The 24,092-nt window shown below is 27.6% G+C and carries 20 protein-coding genes; 11 read left to right on the forward strand and 9 right to left on the reverse strand.

Going from position 1 to position 24,092, the window contains the following annotated elements:
- Positions 1 to 64: 64 nt before the first annotated feature.
- From I1A51_RS08830 to I1A51_RS08840, 3 genes are all read right to left on the reverse strand, one after another.
- A complete protein-coding gene (locus I1A51_RS08830; protein WP_196893104.1) occupies positions 65 to 904 on the reverse strand; it encodes a helix-turn-helix domain-containing protein in 840 nt (279 codons plus the stop codon).
- Positions 905 to 948: 44 nt separating this feature from the next.
- A complete protein-coding gene (locus I1A51_RS08835; RefSeq protein WP_196893106.1) occupies positions 949 to 1,764 on the reverse strand; it encodes a hypothetical protein in 816 nt (271 codons plus the stop codon).
- 174 nt (positions 1,765 to 1,938) lie between these two features.
- Positions 1,939 to 3,540, reverse strand: a complete 1,602-nt coding sequence (locus tag I1A51_RS08840) for an aldehyde dehydrogenase family protein (protein WP_196893108.1) — start codon at positions 3,538 to 3,540, stop codon at positions 1,939 to 1,941.
- Positions 3,541 to 3,752: 212 nt separating this feature from the next.
- On the opposite strand from I1A51_RS08840, the gene I1A51_RS08845 reads away from it, so the two are divergent.
- Positions 3,753 to 3,905, forward strand: a complete 153-nt coding sequence (locus I1A51_RS08845) for a DUF5993 family protein (protein ID WP_196893110.1) — start codon at positions 3,753 to 3,755, stop codon at positions 3,903 to 3,905.
- 2 nt (positions 3,906 to 3,907) lie between these two features.
- Positions 3,908 to 4,441 (forward strand): disulfide bond formation protein B, encoded by a 534-nt coding sequence (locus I1A51_RS08850; protein WP_196893112.1) that lies wholly within the window; start codon positions 3,908 to 3,910, stop codon positions 4,439 to 4,441.
- Positions 4,442 to 4,505: 64 nt separating this feature from the next.
- Here the strand turns inward: I1A51_RS08850 and I1A51_RS08855 are convergent, their stop codons facing one another.
- Both I1A51_RS08855 and uvrA read right to left on the reverse strand, forming a co-directional pair.
- The gene (locus I1A51_RS08855) at positions 4,506 to 5,120 is read right to left on the reverse strand and encodes a glutathione peroxidase (protein WP_196893114.1); all 615 of its coding nucleotides are present in this window, start codon (positions 5,118 to 5,120) and stop codon (positions 4,506 to 4,508) included.
- A 15-nt stretch (positions 5,121 to 5,135) separates the two neighbouring features.
- Positions 5,136 to 7,925 (reverse strand): excinuclease ABC subunit UvrA, encoded by a 2,790-nt coding sequence (uvrA, locus tag I1A51_RS08860; protein ID WP_196893116.1) that lies wholly within the window; start codon positions 7,923 to 7,925, stop codon positions 5,136 to 5,138.
- 285 nt (positions 7,926 to 8,210) lie between these two features.
- On the opposite strand from uvrA, the gene I1A51_RS08865 reads away from it, so the two are divergent.
- From I1A51_RS08865 to I1A51_RS08875, 3 genes are all read left to right on the forward strand, one after another.
- Positions 8,211 to 10,697: a T9SS type A sorting domain-containing protein gene (locus I1A51_RS08865; RefSeq protein WP_196893118.1), complete on the forward strand. Its 2,487-nt coding sequence runs from the start codon at positions 8,211 to 8,213 to the stop codon at positions 10,695 to 10,697.
- A 384-nt stretch (positions 10,698 to 11,081) separates the two neighbouring features.
- Positions 11,082 to 13,562: a T9SS type A sorting domain-containing protein gene (locus tag I1A51_RS08870; RefSeq protein ID WP_196893120.1), complete on the forward strand. Its 2,481-nt coding sequence runs from the start codon at positions 11,082 to 11,084 to the stop codon at positions 13,560 to 13,562.
- A gap of 101 nt (positions 13,563 to 13,663) precedes the next feature.
- Positions 13,664 to 14,116: a hypothetical protein gene (locus I1A51_RS08875; RefSeq protein ID WP_196893122.1), complete on the forward strand. Its 453-nt coding sequence runs from the start codon at positions 13,664 to 13,666 to the stop codon at positions 14,114 to 14,116.
- A 58-nt stretch (positions 14,117 to 14,174) separates the two neighbouring features.
- On the opposite strand, the gene I1A51_RS08880 is transcribed toward I1A51_RS08875, so the two are convergent.
- From I1A51_RS08880 to I1A51_RS08895, 4 genes are all read right to left on the reverse strand, one after another.
- Complete coding sequence (locus I1A51_RS08880; protein ID WP_196893124.1) at positions 14,175 to 16,037, reverse strand: T9SS-dependent choice-of-anchor J family protein; 1,863 nt, start codon at positions 16,035 to 16,037, stop codon at positions 14,175 to 14,177.
- A gap of 115 nt (positions 16,038 to 16,152) precedes the next feature.
- On the reverse strand, positions 16,153 to 17,040 hold the full coding sequence (locus I1A51_RS08885) for a PorP/SprF family type IX secretion system membrane protein (protein ID WP_196893126.1): 888 nt from the start codon (positions 17,038 to 17,040) through the stop codon (positions 16,153 to 16,155).
- Between the two features lie 46 nt (positions 17,041 to 17,086).
- Positions 17,087 to 18,082: a glycosyltransferase family 2 protein gene (locus I1A51_RS08890; RefSeq protein WP_196893128.1), complete on the reverse strand. Its 996-nt coding sequence runs from the start codon at positions 18,080 to 18,082 to the stop codon at positions 17,087 to 17,089.
- 9 nt (positions 18,083 to 18,091) lie between these two features.
- The gene (locus tag I1A51_RS08895; protein WP_196893130.1) at positions 18,092 to 18,547 is read right to left on the reverse strand and encodes a type I restriction enzyme HsdR N-terminal domain-containing protein; all 456 of its coding nucleotides are present in this window, start codon (positions 18,545 to 18,547) and stop codon (positions 18,092 to 18,094) included.
- 30 nt (positions 18,548 to 18,577) lie between these two features.
- On the opposite strand from I1A51_RS08895, the gene holA reads away from it, so the two are divergent.
- The 6 genes from holA to I1A51_RS08925 all read left to right on the forward strand — a co-directional run bounded on the left by holA (position 18,578) and on the right by I1A51_RS08925 (position 24,061).
- Positions 18,578 to 19,579: a DNA polymerase III subunit delta gene (gene holA, locus I1A51_RS08900; RefSeq protein WP_196893132.1), complete on the forward strand. Its 1,002-nt coding sequence runs from the start codon at positions 18,578 to 18,580 to the stop codon at positions 19,577 to 19,579.
- A gap of 293 nt (positions 19,580 to 19,872) precedes the next feature.
- Positions 19,873 to 21,096 carry a RelA/SpoT domain-containing protein gene (locus I1A51_RS08905; RefSeq protein WP_196893134.1) on the forward strand — a complete coding sequence of 408 codons (1,224 nt, stop codon included), beginning with the start codon at positions 19,873 to 19,875 and terminating at the stop codon, positions 21,094 to 21,096.
- A 261-nt stretch (positions 21,097 to 21,357) separates the two neighbouring features.
- Positions 21,358 to 21,993 (forward strand): hypothetical protein, encoded by a 636-nt coding sequence (locus I1A51_RS08910; RefSeq protein WP_196893136.1) that lies wholly within the window; start codon positions 21,358 to 21,360, stop codon positions 21,991 to 21,993.
- Between the two features lie 227 nt (positions 21,994 to 22,220).
- Positions 22,221 to 22,901: an alkylmercury lyase family protein gene (locus I1A51_RS08915; RefSeq protein WP_196893138.1), complete on the forward strand. Its 681-nt coding sequence runs from the start codon at positions 22,221 to 22,223 to the stop codon at positions 22,899 to 22,901.
- Positions 22,902 to 22,999: 98 nt separating this feature from the next.
- The gene (locus I1A51_RS08920; protein ID WP_196893139.1) at positions 23,000 to 23,638 is read left to right on the forward strand and encodes a hypothetical protein; all 639 of its coding nucleotides are present in this window, start codon (positions 23,000 to 23,002) and stop codon (positions 23,636 to 23,638) included.
- A gap of 33 nt (positions 23,639 to 23,671) precedes the next feature.
- Entirely contained in the window at positions 23,672 to 24,061 is a 390-nt protein-coding gene (locus I1A51_RS08925; RefSeq protein WP_196893141.1) for a hypothetical protein, read from the forward strand.
- The last annotated feature ends 31 nt before the right edge of the window (positions 24,062 to 24,092 follow it).

Consider the following 24,092-nt stretch of genomic DNA (forward strand, 5'->3'; position numbering starts at 1 on the left):
CTATCTATTTCGACAAAACTAAATTTGTTATTTTTCTAAAATGGGGTAAAAATTGCGAATTTTCTTAAATCGTTTTTCGCAACGATTTTCTAAGGTTTTTCACATCAGAAAACCCAACTAAATTGGAAATTTCTTGGTAAGAATATCCTTTTTGTAGTAAATCTTTTGCTTTTTCTAATTTTAGAGAAAGTAAATATTGATAAGGACTTTTATGAAATAATTCTTTAAAATTTCTAATTAAATGATATTTGGAAAGACAAGCAACTTTTGTTAGTTCATCAATACAGATTTTCTCATTTTTAGCATCATGAATAAAATCTCTTACTAAAAACAATCGACGAAATAATTCTTCTTTAGTTTCTTTTTTTGTTGCTGAAAGTTTTTTCATCACTTTTTCAAAATTCATTTGATCTAAATTCATACACTGCGCTAATTCAATATAAAAATCTAAATAGTCAAAATCATTTGATTCTTCTATAAAATGATGATAATTTTTTTGAATTAATTTTCCTGTTTTAGTTTCTTTCGATTTTAAAATCAAAGGAGAAAAATTCGATTTTCTTTTTTCATATGGTTTTTCTAGAAAATCATCACAAGTTGAAGTTGAAAAATGTGTATAAACTTCTTGGACTAAATCAGCAGGTGGATAAATACAAACTCCTTTTGTTCTGGTGTTTTTTTCATCGATAGAAAGGTCAAAATCTTGTGTTTCATTAACAATCAAATATCTGTTATCCGTCACATAAAAAGGTTTATTTTCTAAAAAATATTTCTCTTTTCCACTAAAAACCATTTTAATAGAAAGCGGAGAATTTTTAATAGTATTCGAATAACTTTGAAAATCAGAAATGATAATTTTACTTGAATTAAAACCTTCAACTTTCTGTTTTTGAATATTTTTCATGTTTAGATAAACGATTGTTTTAAACAAATATGCAAAAAATCAATTTATCTATCAATTACATCTTCCAAATATTTTTTATCAAAAGTCCATTTTGCATTGCTATCGAAATCAATTTCAGAAATTTTTTTCATAGATTTTTCAAAAACAGAACAAGTAAAAACTTTTCCTTTTTTACCTTCTACATAATCCATTATTTTTTGAATTTTCTCACTGATTTTTACATTTTTTCTTTGCAAAACCTTTAATCCTTCTAAACCATAAATTTGTGTTTCAACATTTGGAAAAACAAGCCAATTGATCAATTCTTCTTTTTTATTTAAAGCAACCAAAGCATTCATTTGCTTTCTTTTTTGTGGAAGTGTAACTGCAAATCCACAACCTTTTCCATATTTAACATCTGTTTGAAACAATTCTTGAACATTTAAATCATAATCAAACATATGATTATAATTATAAATCATTTCATTAAATAAAGATGTATTTTTATTATCATATACTAATTCTAACTTTCGAGTCCAAACATTATTTTCCTCAACAGGAATACTTTTAAAAAGCTGTATATAAGCAATTTGATTATTTTTTTTAATTAAATGAATTTTATAATCAAAATTAGTCGCATCTAAAGTCGCATATGGATCATTCATAAACCTTGCATAATAAATGATTTCTTCATGAAAATTAGCGACAATTTCCCTTTCAATTAATGTAAAATATTGACTATGAATATTTGAGGAAGGTTTTTCATTTTCGATTGCTTCAATCAATTCCGAATAACTTGAAGAATCACAATAATTTTCAATTCCTCTTTTATTACAAGAAATAAAACTCAAGCAAAGAATGAAGAAAAATAATTGTTTCATGTATAGATTGATTTGTACAAATATAAATTAGTTTTCTATTTCTAACACGTAAAGCCTAATTTTATTATTTCTAAAAATCATAAATGTAATATTTTTGCAATTAAATTTAATTTTTTACTTTATATTTCAATTCTATTTCGATATTTTCACTTTTGAATTATAAGCAAAATTTTATTAAAAATCTTTTCCTCTAAAACTATCAATTAAAACACCTCCTAAAAGCCTAGTCAAATTTACCCAATTCGGCTGTAAAGCATATTTTGTCATATGTTTTGTAAGATGATTATAAGCTTTTTGATTTGTTCTTAAAATATGACCTAAAGACATAAAATGATCAATTAAAATAGATTTTTTCACATTTTCAAAACAATAAACATTTCCAAAATTTCCTCTTCCAGAAACTAATTCTTTTCCTTCTTCATTTCCGCCCCAAGTCAAAAAAGGTGTTAAAAAAATCAATACAGGATTCGCATTTACAGCAATACTTCCATACTGTAAATTTGTCAATAAATTTTCAAAATCCGATTTATATTCTCTTTTCGTTTCATCATCAATTACAATCATACAACTTAATGTTCCATGTAATTTTGTATTACAAAAATCAAAAACTTGATTCAAAAATGTTGGAATATCATTCGCATTTTCAATACAAATTTCATTCATAATTTGACAAAAAGCTTCTGTTTTCACAGCATAACTTTCTTTAGAAACATCTTCAATAAAAACAAATTCAGAATTTTCATATTTCCCAAATTCAGTTTCTAAAATTTCCGATTCTGGATGTTCTTCTAAAAATTTTTGTTTGACTTTATTTGAATTTGGATAATAAGTTCCAGAAGCTGGCGTATTATTTTGAATTGCTTTTTTTAAAATCTCTAAAAACGCTTCTCTCTGTTCCCAATTTTTAGAAGTTATAATAGTTTGCGGTCTTCCACATAAAGCTCCGCCATTTAGTTTTGCAGCAGTTGCAATATGATTCGCTTGATGTTCCATTTCTTTTTTTGTCCATTTTCGAATTCCAGGAACGATAATTAAAGGATTATTTCCTCCACATTCTGAAATCAAAAGTGTATTTGTAGAATTCATTATTGCTTTTGCAGTTGTGTTTCCTCCTGTAAAATATATTTTTGAAAGCCCTTTTAATTTCGTCATATTTCTTCCTTGACCGAAATCACAAAATGCAACTGCTTTTTTGTCAATCAAAGGTTTAAAAACTTTCTTCCAAATTTGATCTGTTTCTTGATTTAATTCATGCGATTTAAAAATTACAGCACAATTTTCAAGAAATAAAGCTTTGATGATTTCCAAAGTAGAACTATAATTTCCTGCTCCCAAAACGGCAATTATTCCTCCTTTTTTTTCTAAAGGATTTTTTTGTTTTGGCTTTCCTTCAACTCGTAAATGAAATGTCTGTGAATTAGAAAATACTTTTTCTTTTGCATCTAGAGGATGAAGTTCTATATCATAAATAGAATCTGAAATTTGAGAAATTTTTTCAGCTTCTGGCATTTTTCCTCTACTGATAGATTCGTATAAATGAATACATGCATTAATAATTGTTGCAATTGGATAGACAATTCCGACCATACATTCAGGAATTCGGTAAATTTCTTCTTCCGCAAGTTTATTTTTCATTTTCGCTTCTGACTTTCCTAATTCTTCTGCATATTCTTTTAAATTTTCTCTTATTTCTTCAAGCAAATACAATCTTTCATAAATTGTTGTTTCTTTCCATTTTTTTGCATCCACAAAATCAAAAGCTTCTTGCGCTGTCATTTTTTTTCAAATTTAGAATCCTACTACTTATAAATTTCGGAAAATAAACTTTTGAAAACAAAATAGTTAAATAGTTTTATTAAAGAAAAAAGTAACAACTATGGTATAATTATTGATAATCTAAGTCGCCAAAAATTCACATTAACAAACTTATTTTCAACCAAAAAACTACCAAACAAGAATAATGATTTTAATCTTTAAAATGGAAAATTATGTCATTAATATTCTTGCTTTACGCTATCATAATGTGGATGATTATCAAGAAAAAACCTAAAATCTACTATCCACTTATTGTCATTGCAATCATTGTTACGATTGGAATGTTTTTCCATCATGCAACCTCAACGTTAGATTTAAATTTCTGATTATGAATAATAGTAAATTAAGCTATTTCATCAATGCGCTTTTTATATATGTTCTCAATTTTGTGCTTTTAAGTGCATTAGGAGTTCAATTTATCATTGGTGACGAACCATGTCCTTTGTGTTTATTACAAAGAATGGGAATGATGTTGATGATTTTTGGTTTATCCTTAAATGTAGTCAACGGATTTAAATATAGAAATTTTGCTTTTGTAATTCTTTTTGCATTGCTTGGAAGTAGTTTTTCTATTCGACAAATTTTATTACATATTTGTCCAACTTCTGGAACGTCTGGTTATGGAAGTCCAGTTTTTGGACTACATCTCTATACTTGGGCATTAATCGTTTATCTTTGTGGAATTATTGCTTCTACAATTTTTATAATGTCTGTAAAAAAAGAAACAAAAAGAAAACGAAAGATTTATAAATTTGAAAAAGTTGCTCTTTATTTGTCATTAATCATTATAATTATTAATGTCATTGCAGCTTTTAATGAATGTGGATTTGGACCTTGTTGTGAAAATGGACCATGTCCTTAAAATAGAGAAGCACATTAAATCCTAAAACTTAATGTGCTTTTTAGTAATATTTTAAATAAAGTTTTTAAGCTTTAATCCATGTAATTATTTCTTCATCATTTGGTAATGTTGTTGGTGCAATAACTTTTTCTACTTTTCCATCAGTTCCAATTAAATATTTTTGGAAATTCCATTTCACTTCAGAATCTTCCACACCATTTTTAGATTTCTCTGTTAAAAAACTATAAACTGGTGCAATATCATCTCCTTTTACAGAAATTTTACTCATCATTGGAAAAGTTACTCCATAATTTTTCTGACAAAAAGCAGCAATTTGAACATTTGTTCCTGGCTCTTGAGCTCCAAAGTTATTTGCTGGAAAACCAACAATTACGAAATTTTGATCTTTATAATCTTTGTATAATTTTTCTAACAACTCATATTGCGGAGTTAATCCACATTCTGAAGCTGTATTTACAATCATTACTTTTTTTCCTTTTAAAGAATTAAAATCAAAAGAATTTCCTTCGATATCATTTACTTTAAACTGATAAATTGAAGTGTTTTGAGTTGCATCATTTGTTTGTTTTGCCATTTCTTTTACTGGTTTCGTTGTTGTTTCAACTTCTTGTTTTTTTCCTTCATTACAAGATACTAAAAGTAATGCGCAAACAGCTAGGGATTTTACGATTAATTTCATTTTTCTGTTATTATTTTAGATTTGATTTAATTTTTCCTTCAAGAATTCTGCGGTGTAAGAATCTTTACATTTTACAAGTTCTTCTGGTGTTCCTGTAAAAATTAAAGATCCTCCATTTTCTCCTCCCTCTTTTCCTAAATCTATAATTGTATCTGCACATTTGATTAAATCAATATTATGTTCAATTACAATTAAAGAATGTCCATTAGCAATCAATGCATTAAAAGAATCTAATAATTTATTAATATCATGAAAATGCAAACCAGTTGTAGGCTCATCGAATATAAATAACGATTTGGCTTGTCTAGTTCCTTTAACTAAAAAGGAAGCTAATTTAATTCTCTGTGCCTCTCCACCTGATAAAGTTGAAGAAGATTGCCCTAATTGGACGTAGCCTAAACCTACATCATACAATGGTTTTAATTTTTTTGCAATTTTTGTTACTTTATGTTTTTCGAAAAACGCAATTCCTTCTTCAATTGTCATTGTAAGAATATCATGAATTGTTTTTTCTTCATAAGTAATTTCTAAAATTTCTTTCTTAAAACGTTTTCCTTTACAAGCTTCACATTCTAAATGAACGTCTGCCATAAACTGCATTTCAATCGTAACTTCCCCTTCTCCTTTACAAACTTCACATCTTCCTCCTTCTACATTAAAAGAAAAATGTTTTGGTTTATAATTTCGAAGTTTCGCCAATTTTGTAGAAGCGAATAAATTACGAATATCATCATACGCTTTAATATAAGTCACAGGGTTTGAACGACTAGAACGTCCAATTGGGTTTTGGTCAATAAATTCTACATTTTGTAACTGTTCATAAGAACCTTTTAACTCTGAAAACTGACCAACTTTTCCTCCTGCTTGATTTATTTTTTTATGAAGTGCTGGATATAAAATTTTCTTTACTAATGTACTTTTTCCACTTCCAGAAATTCCTGTAATCACAGTCATTCCATTTAAAGGAAATTTCACATCAATATTTTTTAAATTATTTTCTCTTGCACCAACAACTTCAACAAAGTTATTCGATTTTCTTCTTTGTGTTGGAACTGGAATTTCTTTGGTTTCATTTAAATAAGAAGCTGTAAGTGTTTTCGTTTTAATTATTTTATCAAAAGTTCCAACAGCACAAACTTCTCCACCATGAAAACCAGCTTCTGGACCAATATCAATAATATAATCTGCTGCTTTCATAATGTCTTCATCGTGTTCGACAACAATTACTGTATTTCCTAAATCACGTAGATTCTTCAGTACGCTTATTAATTTTTCGGTATCTCTAGGATGTAAACCAATACTTGGTTCATCTAAAATATACATCGAACCAACCAAACTACTTCCTAAAGAAGTTGCTAAATTAATTCGCTGACTTTCTCCACCAGAAAGTGTATTGGATGCACGATTTAATGTCAAATAATTTAAACCAACATTTTGTAAAAATTCCAAACGATTATTTATTTCAATCAACAAACGTTTTGCAACTTCATTTTCATGTTTTGTTAGTTTTAAATCTTTAAAGAAATCAGCTAACTTATCAATAGAAATATCTACTAATTCTGTAATATTTTTTCCACCAACTTTTACATAAGAAGCTTCTTCACGAAGGCGTTTTCCATGACAAGTAGTACAAATTGTTTTTCCTCTATAGCGAGAAAGCATCACACGATATTGGATTTTATAACTTTTTTCTTCTAAAAATTTAAAAAAGTCATTAATTCCAGGCAAATCTTTATTTCCTTTCCAAACCAATTCTTGCTGTTCATTTGTCAACTCGAACCAAGGTTTATGAATTGGAAAATCATATTTATAAGCATTTTTTATAAATGCATCTTTATATTTTTTAAAAGAATCTGAACGCCAAGGTAAAACTGCATCTTCAAAGATAGAAAGCCCTGTATTTGGAATTACTAAATCCCTATCAACTCCAACAATATCACCATAACCTTCGCAAGTTGGACAAGCACCATAAGGATTATTAAAACTAAATAAATGTGTATTTGGTTCTAAAAATTGCATTCCGTCCAATTCGAATTTATTGCTAAATTCTACATTTTCACCTGTAGCAATATTTTCAATTATCAAAGTTCCTTTTCCTTCAAAAAAAGCAGTTTGAATAGAATCCGCCAATCTATTGTAAAAATCTTCATCATGAGAAAGAACAATACGATCGACAACAAGAAATAGCGATTTTGCTTTTGCAACAGAAACACTTTCAATTCGTTCTACTTTTCCATCAATCTTCACACGAGAATATCCTTGTTGACCAAGAATTTTAAGAATATCTGGAAGTTTTCTTCCATTGTTTAAATCCATCGGAGCAAGCAACAATAATTTTGTTTTTTCTTCAAAAGATTTAATTAAATCTAAAACATCTTTCACAGTATGTTTCTTTACTTCTTTATTTGAAATTGGTGAAAATGTTCTTCCAATTCTTGCAAAAAGAAGTTTTAAATAATCATAAATTTCTGTAGAAGTTCCGACAGTCGAACGAGAATTTGTCGTATTTACTTTTTGTTCGATTGCAATTGCAGGAGAAATTCCTTTGATATAATCAACTTGAGGTTTATTCAATCTCCCTAAAAACTGACGAGCATAAGAAGACAAACTTTCCACATAACGTCTTTGACCTTCCGCATAAAGAGTATCAAATGCTAAACTTGACTTACCAGAACCTGACAAACCAGTTATTACAACTAGCTTGTTTCTAGGAATTGCAACATCAATATTTTTTAAGTTATGGAGTTTTGCTCCTTTAATTAAAATAAATTCTTTCGGATTTAAATTATCTATACTTGTGCTCATTCTTAAATTTTGCTGTAAATTTAGTATAATGTTAGAGAATAAAAATGAAAGGTTTTAAAAATATTTCACTTCTTTTTTAAAACTATATTAAAATTAGTTATTTTCTAAATATTAGCATTTTCATCACTTCCACTTTCATTTTTATCACTATAATTAAAATTTATGATAAAAAAGTCTCTTATTCTTTTTTTTTAACTAATTTTATGTAAAATTAATAAAAAACAATTTAAAACAATTACTCAATAAAAACCTATCGACAGGTTTTTACTCCAAATTTATTAACAAATGAAAAAACTACATTTATTAACGTCTCTTATTTTAATTTGCGTTACTAGTTTATATTCTCAGGAATATAAAGACATGATCAGAAAAGGAACTTTTACTGTACAAGAAATTCAAGATTCAGCAGAAAGGTATTTTGAAAAAAAAGGAACAGGAAAAGGTTCAGGTTATAAGCAATTTAAGAGATGGGAATTTATTGCCCTTAAAAAAATGGGACCAGATGGTTATTTAAAACCAGATCATTTTTACTTCGAAGAATTAAAAAGAGTTAACAAGTACGAAAATCAAAAAGTTAATCAGGCATTAACAAATGATAATTGGATTGAACTTGGACCTACTTATTGGAATCAAACTTCAGGATGGAATCCAGGAGTTGGAAGAATTACATCTATAGCAATTAATCCTTCTAATTCTAATAATATTGTAATTGGAACTCCTAACGCAGGAATCTGGAGAACTACAAATAAAGGAACAACTTGGACATCACTTACAGATCATTTCTCTAATTTAAAGGTTTGGTCTTTAGCGATGGATCCTTCTAATTCAAATACTGTTTATTGGGGATCTAATAGTGGAGTTATTTATAAATCTACAAACCAAGGATCAACTTGGCAAACTTTTGCAGATTTATCAGGATCTTCAGTTTACAAAATTGCAGTTCACCCAACAAATTCAAACATTGTTTATGTTGCAATGAATTATGGTGGATTTTATAGAACTTTAAATGGAGGAGCATCTTGGACTAAAATTACATCAGACTATAGAGGTTATGATATAGAGTTTAATAAAAGTAATCCAAATATTGTTTATTTAAGTGGAACAAATTTCCATAAAACAACAATCGACAATTCTAGTCCTATAAAAACACATAATTTTAGCTCAGGAGTTAAAATGATTGGTGTTACTGCTGCAAATTCTAATAAAATTTATGTTTTAGAAGAAAGTGGTGGAAAATTTGGTGCTTTATATGTTTCAAACAATGGAGGAACAACTTTTACAACATTAAATCATGGAAGCAAAAACTATTTTGGATATAGTGTTTACGCTTCTGATGATAGAGGACAAGCTCCAAGAGATATGGATATTGCAGTTTCAAATACGAATGCAAATGAAGTACATATTGCAGGTATCTTAACATGGAGATCAACAAATGGAGGAACATCTTTCAAAATTACATCTGACTGGGTTCCAGCAAATGCTGCATCTAGAAATATTGGATATTGTCATGCAGATGTAGATATTTTAGAATTCATTGATGGTGAATTATTTGTAGGAAGTGACGGTGGGTTATTTGTTGCTGAAAACACAAGTAATATAAATAGTAATTATTATGAAGATTTAACTGATGGTTTAGGAATTCGTGAGTTTTACAAAATGGGAATTTCACAAACATCAAGTACTAAAATTTCTGGAGGATCTCAAGATAATGGTACTTCAATTTATTCAGAGCAAACAAACCAATGGAAAGATTGGCTTGGAGCTGATGGAATGGAAACTTTCTTCGATATCAATAACTCAAACATTGTTTATGGAACAATTTACAATGGACAACTTTACAAAAGTTATAATGGAGGAAATAGTTATACTTCTCTTCCAAAAGTATTTAATGGAGCTTGGGTAACACCTTATGAACCAGACCCAAATTATTCTAACACTTTCTATGGTGGAGGTTCAAGTCTTTATAAAACAACTAATGGAGGACAAACTTGGTCAAGTATTTCTAGTGTTAGATCTGGGTATATAAATGATATTGAAATCTCACAAACAAATAATCAAATTATTTATTATGGTCAAGGGTCAAGACTTTATAAAACAACTAATGGAGGACAAACTTGGCAAACAGTAAGTGGAATTTATGGACAAGTTAGAGATATTGCAATTCATCCAACAAATTCTAATAAAGTAGCTGTATGTGTTAATAGTAGTAACCAAGTTTATGTTTCTAATAATGGTGGAAGTACTTGGACACAATATGACAAAAACCTTCCTAATTTTAGTAAAACAGCAATTGTTTGGCAAGGTGATTCAAATAATACATTATATGTAGGAATGGATTATGGAGTTTATATGATCAATGATGATTTAACTAACTGGGTTGCTTTCAATAACAATTTACCAAATGTTATGATTACAGAATTAGAAATTAATCATACAAATAATACTTTATATACTTCGACTTATGGAAGAGGAATTTGGAAGACAAATCTTTACAATTCTCGTGAAAGTTTAGAAAACCAAGAAGTATTAGAACAAAATATTTCTATTTCTCCAAATCCAGCTAAAGATAAAATCAATATCAAAAACCTTGAAGATTCATTCAAAACTTCGATTAGTATTTATGATCAAAGTGGAAGAGTTGTAAAATATTTAAAAGATTTTACGCTTAATAAAAACAATATCATAGACATTGATAATTTAAATCCTGGCATTTACTTTATTAAAATTAATACTGAAAAAGGAATATTTTCTGAGAAAATTATCAAGAAGTAGTCTTTTTTAAATAAAAACTTTTTAAAGAGCAAGGATTCAATTCTTTGCTCTTTTTTATTTGATTTACTATTCTATTTTAAAATCAAAAAAGACGAAAATGTAAGGTTATATTTTTTTTTGATTCTTATTTAAAATTAAATTAAATAAACTTATTTTCAGAATATTAGCAAATTTCTTCCCTCCTTCTCTTCATTAATAAATTTATCCTAAATTTAATTTTTAAAATTTAATAAATCATTTTTTTAATATAAATATTATATATGTCGTATTTTTTTATGATTAATAACAGAAAATAAATTATTTATTGTTTTTTATGTATTTTATTTTGTTTATATCTAAAATGTAATACTTTTGATGAAAATTAACTCCAAAATATTTTAATCTATGAAGCAAAAATTACGTTCAATTGCATCTTTGATTCTAATTGGTACAACAAGTTTGTATGCACAAGAATATAAAGAAATGATTCGAGAAGGGAATTTTAGAGTTCAAGAAATTCAAGAATCAGCTGATAATTATTTTCAAAAAACTGGAAAAGGAAAAGGAACTGGATATAAACAGTTCAAACGTTGGGAATTTACTGCGCTTCAAGATATGGATGAGAACGGTTATTTAAAACCAAATGAATTCTATTTTGAAGAATTAAAAAGAGTAAACCAATATCAAAACAGAAGAACTGAAGAATTTGAAACAAATGATAATTGGGAAGAATTAGGACCAACATATTATAATCAAACTTCTGGATGGAATCCTGGAGTTGGAAGAATTACAGCTTTAGCAATTAACCCTACAAATTCAAGTAATATTTATATTGGAAGTCCAACTGGTGGAGTTTGGTCAACGAAAGATAAAGGTACAAATTGGACACCTTTAACAGATGAATTTACAAATCTAGTTGTACAATCGCTTGCGATTGATCCTTCTGATTTAAGTACTGTTTATTGGGGTTCTTCAAACGGAAGAATTTATAAATCCGAAGATGAAGGAATTACTTGGAGTATATTCGCAAATTTATCTGGATATTCTGTTACTAAAATTGCTGTTCACCCAACAGATTCTAACATTATATATGCTGCAATGAGTTATGGAGGATTCTATAGAACTCTCGATGGCGGTGAAAATTGGCATCAAGTAGTTAGTGACAATAGAGGTTATGATGTAGAGTTTAATAAAGAAGATCCAAATATTGTTTATTTAAGTGGAAGTAATTTCTATAAAACAACAATTGATAATTCAGAATCTATTACACACAGTTTCTCTTCAGGAATTAAAATGATCGGTGTAACAGCTGCAAATCCAGATAAAATTTATGTAATTGAAGAAGGAGAAGGAATTTTTAATGCATTGTATGTTTCTGTAGATGGAGGTAATAATTTTAACGAATTAGACCATGGAACTAATAATTATTTTGGTTATAGTACTTCTGCAGCAGACGCAAATGGTCAAGCTCCAAGAGATATGGATATTGCTGTTTCTCCTACAGATGAAAATGAGGTTCATATTGCCGGAATCTTAACATGGAGATCTACAAATGGTGGTGTTACATTCCAAAATACATCAGATTGGGTTCCTGGAAGTGCTGCTGCTGCAAATGTAGGTTATTGTCACGCAGATGTCGATATTTTAGAATTTACGGATGGTGAATTATTTGTAGGAAGTGACGGAGGTTTATTTACTGCTGAAAATCCAGATAATATCAGTCAAAATTATTATACAGATTTAACTGATGGTTTAGGAATTCGTCAGTTTTATAAATTTGGTATTACACAAACAGAAAAAACAAAAATTTCAGGTGGTTCTCAAGATAATGGTTCTTCTATTTATGATGAAGAAACAAATCAATGGATTGATTGGCTTGGTGCAGACGGAATGGAAACTTTCTTTGATATAAATAATCCAAATATTGTTTATGGAACTATTTATAATGGAACATTATATAAAACAGTGAATGGTGGATTTAATTCTTCACAATTACCTCAAGGATTTTATGGTGATTGGGTAACACCTTTTGAACCAGATCCAAATAATTCAAATACTTTTTATGGAGGTGGAGCTAGCTTAAATAAAACTACAAATGGAGGATTAAGTTGGACAAGCATTTCACAGAGTTTTGGTGATTATATTTCAGATATTGAAATTGCACCAACAAACAATCAAGTAATTTATTTTGGAGCTGCTGATAGATTGTATAAAACAAATAATGGTGGTGATTCATGGGAAACAGTTTCTGGACTATTCGGAAGAGTTCGTGATATTGCAATTCATCCGACGAATCCAGATAAAATAGCAGTTTGTATCAATAGTTCAAATCAAGTTTACATTTCTAATGACGGTGGAGATTCTTGGGAACAATTTGATAAAAACTTACCTAACTTTAGCAAAACTTCAATCGTTTGGCAAGATGATGAATTAAATACATTATATGTAGGAATGAATTATGGAATCTATATGATTAATGATAACCTTGAAGAATGGGTTCCTTTTAATAATAATCTTCCAAATGTTAGAATTACAGAATTGGAAATCAATTATGTAAATCAAAATATTTATGTTTCTACTTATGGAAGAGGAGTTTGGAGATCAGCTTTATATAGTCCAAATATCGGAATTGAAAATCATAAATTTTTAGAAGATATTAAAATCTATCCAAATCCAGCAAAAGATAAGATAAACATTCAATGGAACGAAAATTCTAATGTTTCAATACGTTTATTTGATCAACAAGGAAGAATTATTAAATACATCAAAGACACTCCAATTAATCAAGCTTTAGAAATTGATTTATCAAATTATACTAATGGAATTTATTTTGTTAGAATTAATTCAGATAAAGGAGTTCGTACTGAAAAAATAGTGAAAAACTAATCTATTTTATCAAAATAATAGAAAGAGCATTGATTAAAAGTCTTTGCTCTTTTTTTATTTCATTTGATTTCTTATTTTCGGGCTTAATTAACCATGAAAAAATGAAAAAACTATTATTCTCTATTCCAATCTGTTTATTTTTTTTCGCATGTACTGATGAAAATGCAAAAGTAAAAGAACAATTTAATAATTTGTTTAGTACTTCATTAAATGAAGGCGTGAAAATAGATTCAACAATTATTAAAGAGGCTTATGAAATTCCTGCTTATAGAAGAATTAATCATGAAAGAAATATACTTCAGCTTACTAATTTATATTTAATGTCTGGAGAAAATGATCAATTTAAGGAATATGCGGATAGTATAAAAACTTTGATTAGCGATTTACAAAAAAAAGAAAAAAATGAAAATACTGGTTATTTAATCGAGTATAAAATTGTTCTAAAAAATGAAGCAAATGAAAGAAAAAATATAAAACTTTATGGACAATATGATATAAACAAAAATATAATTCATATAACAAAAGACGAACCTACTTTGCTTTTTAATGACTAAAAATAAAAAACACAAAGGCTTTTTTAAAATTAAAAATTAGCCTTTGTGTTTTATTTTTCTATTGAATTGCTATATTTCTATTAAATGAAATTTTCGAATTTGAAACACTTAAAATATAATTTCCTTGCTCATATTCTGAAACTGGAATTGTATGATTGTAAGCTCCAAAAGCATTCTTAATTTCCTTTTTATAAATTACCTTTCCTAACATATCTGTTAATAGAACTGTATAATTTCCTTCTGCTGAAAAAGAAATATTTAATTCATCAGAAACTGGATTTGGATACATTTTCAAATTAATATCTGCTAATTCATTTTCTCCAACATTTAAAACAGGTTCTAAAGCAATCTTTTTTGAATTTAAAATTGTCCCATCTTCTGAGTCAATTAAAACTGCAACAGCATTCATTTTTGTAAAATCTGATCCATTTGGAACAGAATAATTAAAAGTATAAGAAGCTGATTGATTATCTACAATATCTTCAGCAGCAATAGAATTTTCCATACCATCATAAGTTCCTAAAATTGCTCTAGCAACATGATTGTATGAATTTCCATCATGATCAACCTCATCTTCTGTAATAATTACTCCTAATCTAAAATCACCATCATTAATCGTTGCTTTAAAATCTGCTGTAATTTCAATTGCTAAATTGTCTGCTGTCCCATCTGTCTCAACAGAAAGTGAAGCAGGAACTGTTTCATCAGACAAAACATCATGTCTTTCTACCATATTTTCTTGAGAAGAAAGAATATTTCTATTAATTCTGTCAATATGCATTCCTGTCTCTAGTAAACCTGAACCTTCTGTATAAGCTTCCACTTCAAAAGGATCCGTAATTGCTTCGTCTTTTGCTTGATGCACTGCAACACCAATAAACGTTTCATGGTTATCTTGCATATAATCCAAAGCTGAAGATGGAGAATCTGCTTCTTCCATCCAAACTCCATTCATCGTTTCAAATAAAACATTTTTTGAAGGCTTTTCACTTACTGTAATAAATTTTGTAGATGCTTCATCATTATCTGCATTTGCATCCGTTTCTCCGTCATTTACACTAATTACTGAAACTGTGATACTTTTATTAACTAAAGAACTGAAATTTACTTTATCTGCAAATACTTCAGGCTCTGTTGTACTTGTAGTTTCTCCTAAAGCAATTGCCGTTTCTGGAGTAAATGTTTCTGTGTATTCTACTCCTTCTCCATCAGACCATTTTAATGTATAAGAAGTAATTGCTTCAGAACCGTTATTTGTTACAGCAAAAGCAAGATCATTATCCACATTTTGCTCACTATATTTTACCAATCCTAAACCTGCAACAGCTAAATCGAATTGTTCTTGTGTTTGAATTGTTACATTGTCAATCATTAAAGTATAATTCCCTGCACATTCATAATGTCTAAAAGAAACATATACATCTTGTCCTGCATACGCTGATAAATCAACATAAGCAACATTGATAGAACTATCTTCAATGATTGTTGTGTATAAAGGAGTTGTTGCAACAATCGCATCAGAATCATTTTCTGTAGAAACATACACTGAAAATTTCTCTGATTGAATATCAGGATTTGCTGTTGCTGTAAAATAATTAAAACGTAAAACTAATTGATCAGGATTTTCAGATGGAAGCGAAAAAAGTGGTGAAGTAATCATGTTATCTGGATCCAATTCTACATAAGTTCCATCTTGTGTATAACCTCCAGATAAAGAATAAATAGTTTTGTTTCCTAAAATTCCATTTTCTTGTCCCCAATCATGATGTGTCCATTCATAAGGATCTGCATCTATATTATGCTGTGTCCAGCTGTCAATATTTTCTCCTTCAAAATCCTCCGTGTAGTGTATTGTTTGGGCGTTACTAACGTTAGCTAAAGCAGATGCAATAGCAAATAAAAAAGTAATTTTTTTAATCATATTATGTTATTTTTATTATAAGTTTCTAACTAAAATAGAAATTCTTTAATAAATCAACAATTATATTATTAAATTTTTACACAATACACATAAGCGTTAAATTTACTTTTTTTCTTTAAAAAAAGCGTGGTTCTCTAAATTTCTTATCTAATCCAATTAAATCGATTTTATATTGTAATAAAAACTGATTACTTTCATAATCAATTAAAGATTTAGTATCATCAAATCGATGTGCATAATTTAGATAAAATCCATTTAAAACATAGAACCCTACATTCATAACAATTCCTCGATCATAACGATATGAAATTCCACCCTCAATAATATTTTGATATAAAACACTTCCTGAAATATCAAATGAAAAATCTCCTTTTTCTGGCTGTTTTACTAAAAAAGAAGGTTTCAATTTAAAATCATCATATTCAAAAACATATCCACCAATCGCGTAAATTTTAAATTCTTTTTCAATATTTCTATTCTCATTAGTATCTTGACTAAAACTCGGAACAGAAATTCCAACATAAGCACGATCTGAGAAAAAATAAGCTCCAGCTCCAAAATTGAACAAAGCATTATTTTCATTTGCTAAAGCAAAATCATGTGCAAAACCTGTATCTTCAAAATTGATATCATATTCATCAATTCGAACTTTCATTCCTAATGATAAATTCCACCATTCAGAAACTTTAAAAATGTATGAGAAATTAACATCAAAAGCATTTTCATGAAAAAAGCCACTAAAATCATCGCGAGTATAATTAAAACTTCCTTCAAAATTCTTCGTTATTGGAATATTTCCATAAATATTTGCTGTATGCACAGTTCCAAGCTCAGAAACTCGTTGATTTTTATAATACGCTCCTACTCTAATAATTCCTTCTTCATGAATTACATACGCAGGATTTATAATATTCATGTTTGTTGAATATTGAATAAAATCAGGTTCTTGTTGTGCAAATAAACTTGTAGAAACTAAAAAAAGAAAAATAATTTTTCGCAACATTTTACATAGATTTTTGATACAATGCGAATGTATTAAAAAATTAATTCTATTTCTTTAAAGAAGTGTATTTTTTCTTCCCCTTTATAAAATAATCTGCAACAATATTTTTTACTTCAAAATAATCTAAAATCTGATTTTCAGAACGTTTTTTATACATTTTACGCATATTCTTATAAAAACTAAAATGTGCTTTTAGAATACTAAAAAAATGAGAAAACTGAAATTTTAATAAAAATCGAATTCCAGCAATTCCATCTAAAACCATTCTTGGAAAAATCACAGGAAACAGCTTTCCTTTTGGTAAGTTTTTTAATAAAGTATAGAGACTATTTCTAAAATTCAAATACGTTTTAAAAGGACTTGTATTTTCTAGAGTTGCTCCTCCAACGTGATAAACTTTAGAATTCCCAACATATTTCACGTCAAATCCAAGAGAATGAACTCTCCAACATAAATCTATTTCTTCATAATGTGCAAAGAAATCTGTATCAAATCCTTTTACTTGTTGAAAAACAGAATTACGAATAAAAAGACAAGCTCCAGAAGCCCAAAAAATAGAAGTTGTATCGTTATATTGATTTGAATCTTTTTCTATTGTATTAAAAATTCTTCCACGACAAAAAGCATAACCATATGTATCTAAAAATCCACCTCCTGCTCCAGCATATTCAAAATGTGTTTTCCTTTTTTCATCTAAAATTTTTGGTTGAATAATCGCTGTATTTTTCTCTTTTTCAAAAACTTTCACAATTGGTTGCAACCAATTTTCAGTAACTTCAATATCTGAATTTACCAAAGCTAAAATATCTTCTTTTACTTCTTGTAAAGCTGCATTATATCCTCCTGCATATCCAGTATTTTCAGCATTCTGAATAATTTTCACTTCTTTAAATTTCTCTTTTAAAAAAGAAACAGAAGTATCTGTAGAAGCATTATCTGCAACATAAACTGTTGCATTTTCACTATATTTTAAAACACTTGGAAGAAATTTTTCTAAAAGCTCTTTTCCATTCCAATTTAGTATTACAATCGCTACCGTCATAAAGTCTTTTTAAGATTTGAAATAATCACATTCTGGAAGATCTCTCAAAAATGTATAGGTTTCATTTTCAGTATCCATACTACAAAAATAATGATTGATTCCATTTGTAATCATCAAATATTTAGCATTTAACGCCATATTATACCTTGCAATTTGATCAAAAGTTGCTTGTGTAATTTGCACTGTTGGTCTTTTACATTCCACAATAATTTCAGGAGTTGCATTTGTGTTATAAATCACAATATCCGTTCGCTTTTTTCTTGTATGAAGCTTAAGTTCCTTTTCTACAGCAGTTAAAGAAGCTGGATATTTTTTAAATTGAATTAAAAACTGCATCACATGTTGACGAACCCATTCCTCTGGTGTTAAAATCACATATTTTTTCCTTACAGAGTCAAAAATGAATTGTTTATTTTCCTTACTTTTGATTTTGAATTGGTATGTAGGTAAATTTAATTGCTGCATGGCGCAAAAATGCTAATTATTTTTTGATTTATGAAGGATGTAAACAAAATAGTTTCGGATATTAAAAATGGAAATACAAAACCTATTTATTTTTTAATGGGAGAAGAACCGTATTACATTGATCGAATCGCCGAATATATTGAAGAAAATGTATTGTCAGAAGCTGATAAAGGATTTAATCAAATGGTTTTATATGGAAGAGATGTTTCTATTGATGAAATTGTTTCGAATGCAAAGCGTTTTCCGATGATGGCTGAAAAGCAAGTAATTATTGTCAAAGAAGCTCAAGATTTATCTCGAACAATTGAGCAATTAGTTCCATATACAGAAAATCCGCAAGAATCTACTGTTTTGGTTTTTTGTTATAAATATAAAAAGCTTGACAAACGTAAAAAACTCTATAAATCAATTGATAAAAAAGGTGTTTTATTTGAAAGTAAACGTTTGTATGAAAATCAAGTTCCAGATTGGATTCAAAAAGTTTTGGCTGGAAAAAAATATAAAATCGAGCCAAAAGCTTCAATTATGTTGACAGAGTTTTTGGGAACTGATTTGGCTAAAATTAATAATGAGCTTCAAAAATTATTAATTATTCTTCCAGAAGGAACGACAATTACAGCAAAACATGTGGAAGATAATATTGGAATTAGTAAGGAATTCAACAATTTCGAACTTCGAAAAGCAATTGGAGAACGAAATATTTTAAAAGCAAATCAGATTATTACGCATTTTAGTTTAAATCCGAAAAATCATCCACTACAAGTAACAATTTCTTTGTTAAATACTTTTTTTACACAATTACTTTTGGTTCACGGATTATCTGATAAATCCAAACAATCTATTTCGAAAACTTTGGGTGTAAATATGTTTTTTGTTCCTGAATATTTAATTGCTTTAAAAAATTACCCAATGCGAAAAGTTTCGCAAGTAATTTCTTTCCTACGAGATGCAGATGTGAAAAGCAAAGGTGTAGAAGCAAACATTTCAAATGAAGATTTATTGAAAGAATTAATTTTTAAGATTATTCATTAGGTTAATGATGCCGCTGCCTGAGGCTCTCGAAGGCAATATTTACTAATACCGCATCAAAAACATAACTTAAACGACACTTAGATTTCTTTCTTTGTGTCGTTTTTCTTTTTGGGTGGAATATTTTTTCTTTGTTTTAAATATTTAAATCTTCTCTTGTTAAAAATTATTGATTCTTTTATATTTGTTTGACTGATTCTATGAAAATCATTTTTCACAAATATATTATAGTCTCAGATAAAGTATAAATAACAGGAATACTTGTTATAGCTATGTTACCCAACATTTGAAGAAAAATGACAAAATCACAAGTAAATAAATTAGGAAAAGCTCTTCGAAAAAAAATTCAAGCAGGAGAAACACCAGAAATTGAATTATTGGAAAAATTGCAAGAATATAGAACATCTTATAAGGAAGACCTTTCTGCTGTTTTTGAAAAGATATCTAATGTTGCTAAAAATGCAAGAAAAGACAGTATAACTTCATTTAGAATTAAACGAATTGAATCTATATTATCTAAAATTAAAAGACAACCTACTATGTCTTTAGGTAATATGGGGGATATTGCTGGATGTAGAATATTACTTTATAGCAAAGATTCATTAATAAAAGTAATTAAAAATTTAAAATTGAATTTTGAAGTTGTTGGAGAAAATGACTACCTAGCAGAGAACAAAGAAGATGGCTACAAAGGTTATCATATTTATATTAAAAGTCCAATAAACCAGCATAAAATAATTGAAATTCAAGTTAGAACTGTAAAAAGTCATAAATGGGCTTCAATGGTTGAGATTATTGATATACTTTATAATCTAAAAATTAAAGAAGGTCAACAACATCCTGATTTTGAAAAATTCCATCTTTTACTTGCAAATAATGAAAATTTAAGTTTAGATGAGCAAAAAGAATTAATCAGAATTGATGATAAATACAATATACACAGCAAGTTAAATGAAGTATTTATAAAAAACCACGTTAAAATAAGAAAAGATTGGTTTGATATAAGTCCGAACAAAAATCCATTCTTTATTATTGAGGTGGATAAAAATAAATCATCAAATATTTCATCATTCGAATCCTATGAGATAGCAGAAAATGAATATTTTGAAAAGTTTAAAGTTTCTACTAACTCTAATTTTGTTTTAACTCATATTGAAAAACCCAATTTTAAAAGATTATGTATAGCTTATGCTAGTTATGTGTTAATAAAGCACGATTATTTAAATGATTGGAATAGATATACAAGTGACATTCTTGATGATTTAATTAAAAATAATGAATTCGAACAAATTAAATACTTCAAAAACTATACTCAAAAAAACTTAAAGGAACAACTTCGATTATTAGAAACTGAATTATCTGAAATTTCCAAATACCAAGCTGAAAATATTACAAATTTTGAAGGTTTTGATGAATGGATAAAGGAAATTCAAGAAAGAGTATTGTATGTGGCCAAAATTACAATAGAAAGAACAATAGATAAAAAGAAAAAAAATCTATGGAACAAAATATTCGGATAAAAAAACTGGTAATAACATATATAAAGAATAAACTAAAAGTTAGTATAATCCAAAAAGCTAATGCTTAAAATAAAACCAATTATTTTTAATATGAAAGTGTAAGGAAATTACCTTAAGATTTTATTATTAAAAAAGAAATTGAAGTAGAAACTTCTATATAGTTTAAACATATGGATTCATTTGGAATAAAAATATATGTCTCACTTTTTGCTACAATCGCAACACAAAAAACGAAACTTACACAAACCGTTAGTAAAAGCTATGACAAACATCGAAAATACAAGAAAGTTTGAAGATTTGTGTGAAGAATATTCAACTTATATAATTAAATATCGTTCAGAATATTACTATAAATCAATATTTATAATTTGGTACAGAGACATTAGCGAAAACAAAACTGAACACATCTTGTCTTATAAAAACGGAGAAATTTTCACTTCCAAAACTTTGACTGAATTAAGGAGAAAAATACAATCTAAAAAAAATAAGTTGATCAAGTCTGAAAATGTAAATCAATGGTTAGAAAATACCAAAGAAATGAAAATGGTCGAATCTACCACTTATGATTTAATTTCTGTAATTAATAATTTGAAAGAAAATATTTTAGATATTAAAACAATTGAAAGTTTTTCAGATTTTATAAGCTTATTTGATGATTACATAAATCAAGACGAAAAGAATCAACACCTTCAGAAAGATATTGATGATGAATTAATAAAAAAAACTTTGGATTATTATTATGAATTTATTTTTTGGCCAAGATTTAATAATAAAGAAAAATTTGAATTATGGAATAGACCAAAATTAGAAATTGATACAGAAAAATTATTATTAAAATTTCAAGACATTATACTAAAGTTTGAAAATAACATGAAAAAAATCACTAATATAAAATAGTTAAAAAGAATGTCAAAAAGTATTCATACAACATTTAAAGATTTAAGAGGTGCAACAAAAGAAGAAATCGATAATCAAGTAAATGATACTGACTCCATTCTACATGAATTAGCTAAAAAAGTATAAGACAAAATAGAAGATTACAAAAAATGAAAATTGATTAGAATAAAAAGTTTATTCTATTTCTAAAAACTTTCACTTATTTTCTCAATCAAATCAATAAAAAAATGATTACAAACTCCAATTTACATTATACAATCATCAAATATATTATTGACAATGGTTTTGCTCCTACGAATAAAACTTTGTCAAAACTTTTAAATAGTGATAAATCCAATATTGAAAAAGGATTGTATGATTTACAAGAATATCATGGTGTTGTTTTACATCCTAATAAGCCTAAAATTTGGGTAATTCATCCATTTTCTCTAGCTCCAACAAACTTTTTGGTCACATCAGAAAAAGGAAAATGGTGGGGAAATTGTGCTTGGTGCTCTTTGGGTGTTGCTGCGCTTTTAAGTGAAGATTTAACCATTACAACAAGTTATGGAGCGCATGGAGAAAAAGTGGAAATTCAAATTAAAGATGGAAAAGTTGTAAATCAAGATTTATATATACACTTCCCTATTCCGATGAAAAATGCTTGGGACAATGTGATTTACACTTGTAGCACAATGCTTGTATTTAAAAATGAAAAGCAAATTGATGATTGGGTAAAACAACATAATATTCCAAAAGGAGATGTACAACCAATCTCAAAAATTTGGGAGTTTTCGAAAGAATGGTATGGTAATCATCTTGATGAAAATTGGCAAAAATGGACGATGAAAGAAGCAAAAGAAATGTTTGCAAAATATAATTTAAATCATGAGATTTGGAATTTAGAAGATGAAAAAGGACGATTTTAATATCTTTTGAAAATATATTTATTAATTCAAAAAAAAACAAAACTATGGAAATTACATATGCTCGCATTTATCCCTATATTAATATTTTAACATCTGAAATGACTGAAAAAGAAGCTTTAGAAGATGGTAGTTATGAAAAAATATATAAAGAAAATGGTATTATTAAAAAAATAGAAAGTTATCTAAATCAGGAATTTTGGAAACTAACTTATTATTTGGATAAAGGAGAAAACGAGAAAGATATTTTCAAAGAATCCTACCAACAAATTGATTCTGTTGTTTTTATAGATCGTAAAGTTCCTATAGGTAATTTTTTTATCGAAAGAGAAAGAGAAACTTACATTTATCAAAATGAAACTAAGATAGGATATAGGATCAGAGTTTATGATGAACAAGACCGTTTGGTTTGTTGTCAAATTACACATAAAAATGATACACCAATTATATCTTCTGAAGAAACTGAGTTGGTTAAATATTGTTATCTTTCTCTCGCTAGAGATTATGATAATCCGACTCTTACCGATCATTTCTTAAAATTTATTTACCAAGATCAAAAAGAATGTGAAACTCCTTTTGGAGAACCACTTTATATTGATTGGCATTTAGGAAATAATATTTTAGATGAACAATCCATTATTGATACTTTTGATAGCATGGAAGAAGTAATTCAAAAATTTGGTAAGAAAGTTAATTTAAATTATTATTCACACACCAGTTGGAATCCTGATGAAAAATGATTTTTCCTTATAATTAATCGAACCCATATGAAAATGAGAAATTTAATTCTGACAATAATTATAATTCTAACAATGACTAGCTGCCAAAGCAATTTGGATTTTAATAATATAATTAATCAAAAAGAATCATTCTCTTTGAAAATTCTTAACCAAAAGAATTTAAATATAAACCTAACTAAAGAAATTAAAATAAATTCTGAAAAGTGGATAAAATTTATTGATTTTTTAAAAAATAATAAAATTGGTTGGCAATCAAATCCAGCTTCTTTCAATGGTAACATTCATGTATCACAGAAAAATTTCAATTTTACTTATCTAGAATCGTCAAATCTTGTGGTAATTAATTTTTTAAACAATGATAGGGATTCTAAACAATTCACTAAAAAAATAAATAAAGGAGAACTTGATTTTTTGACAGAATAAAAATTCTAAATAAAATAAAAAATATGTTTCG

Origin of the sequence: Aureivirga marina (assembly GCF_015767265.1) — a bacterium.
Lineage (GTDB): Bacteria > Bacteroidota > Bacteroidia > Flavobacteriales > Flavobacteriaceae > Aureivirga > Aureivirga marina.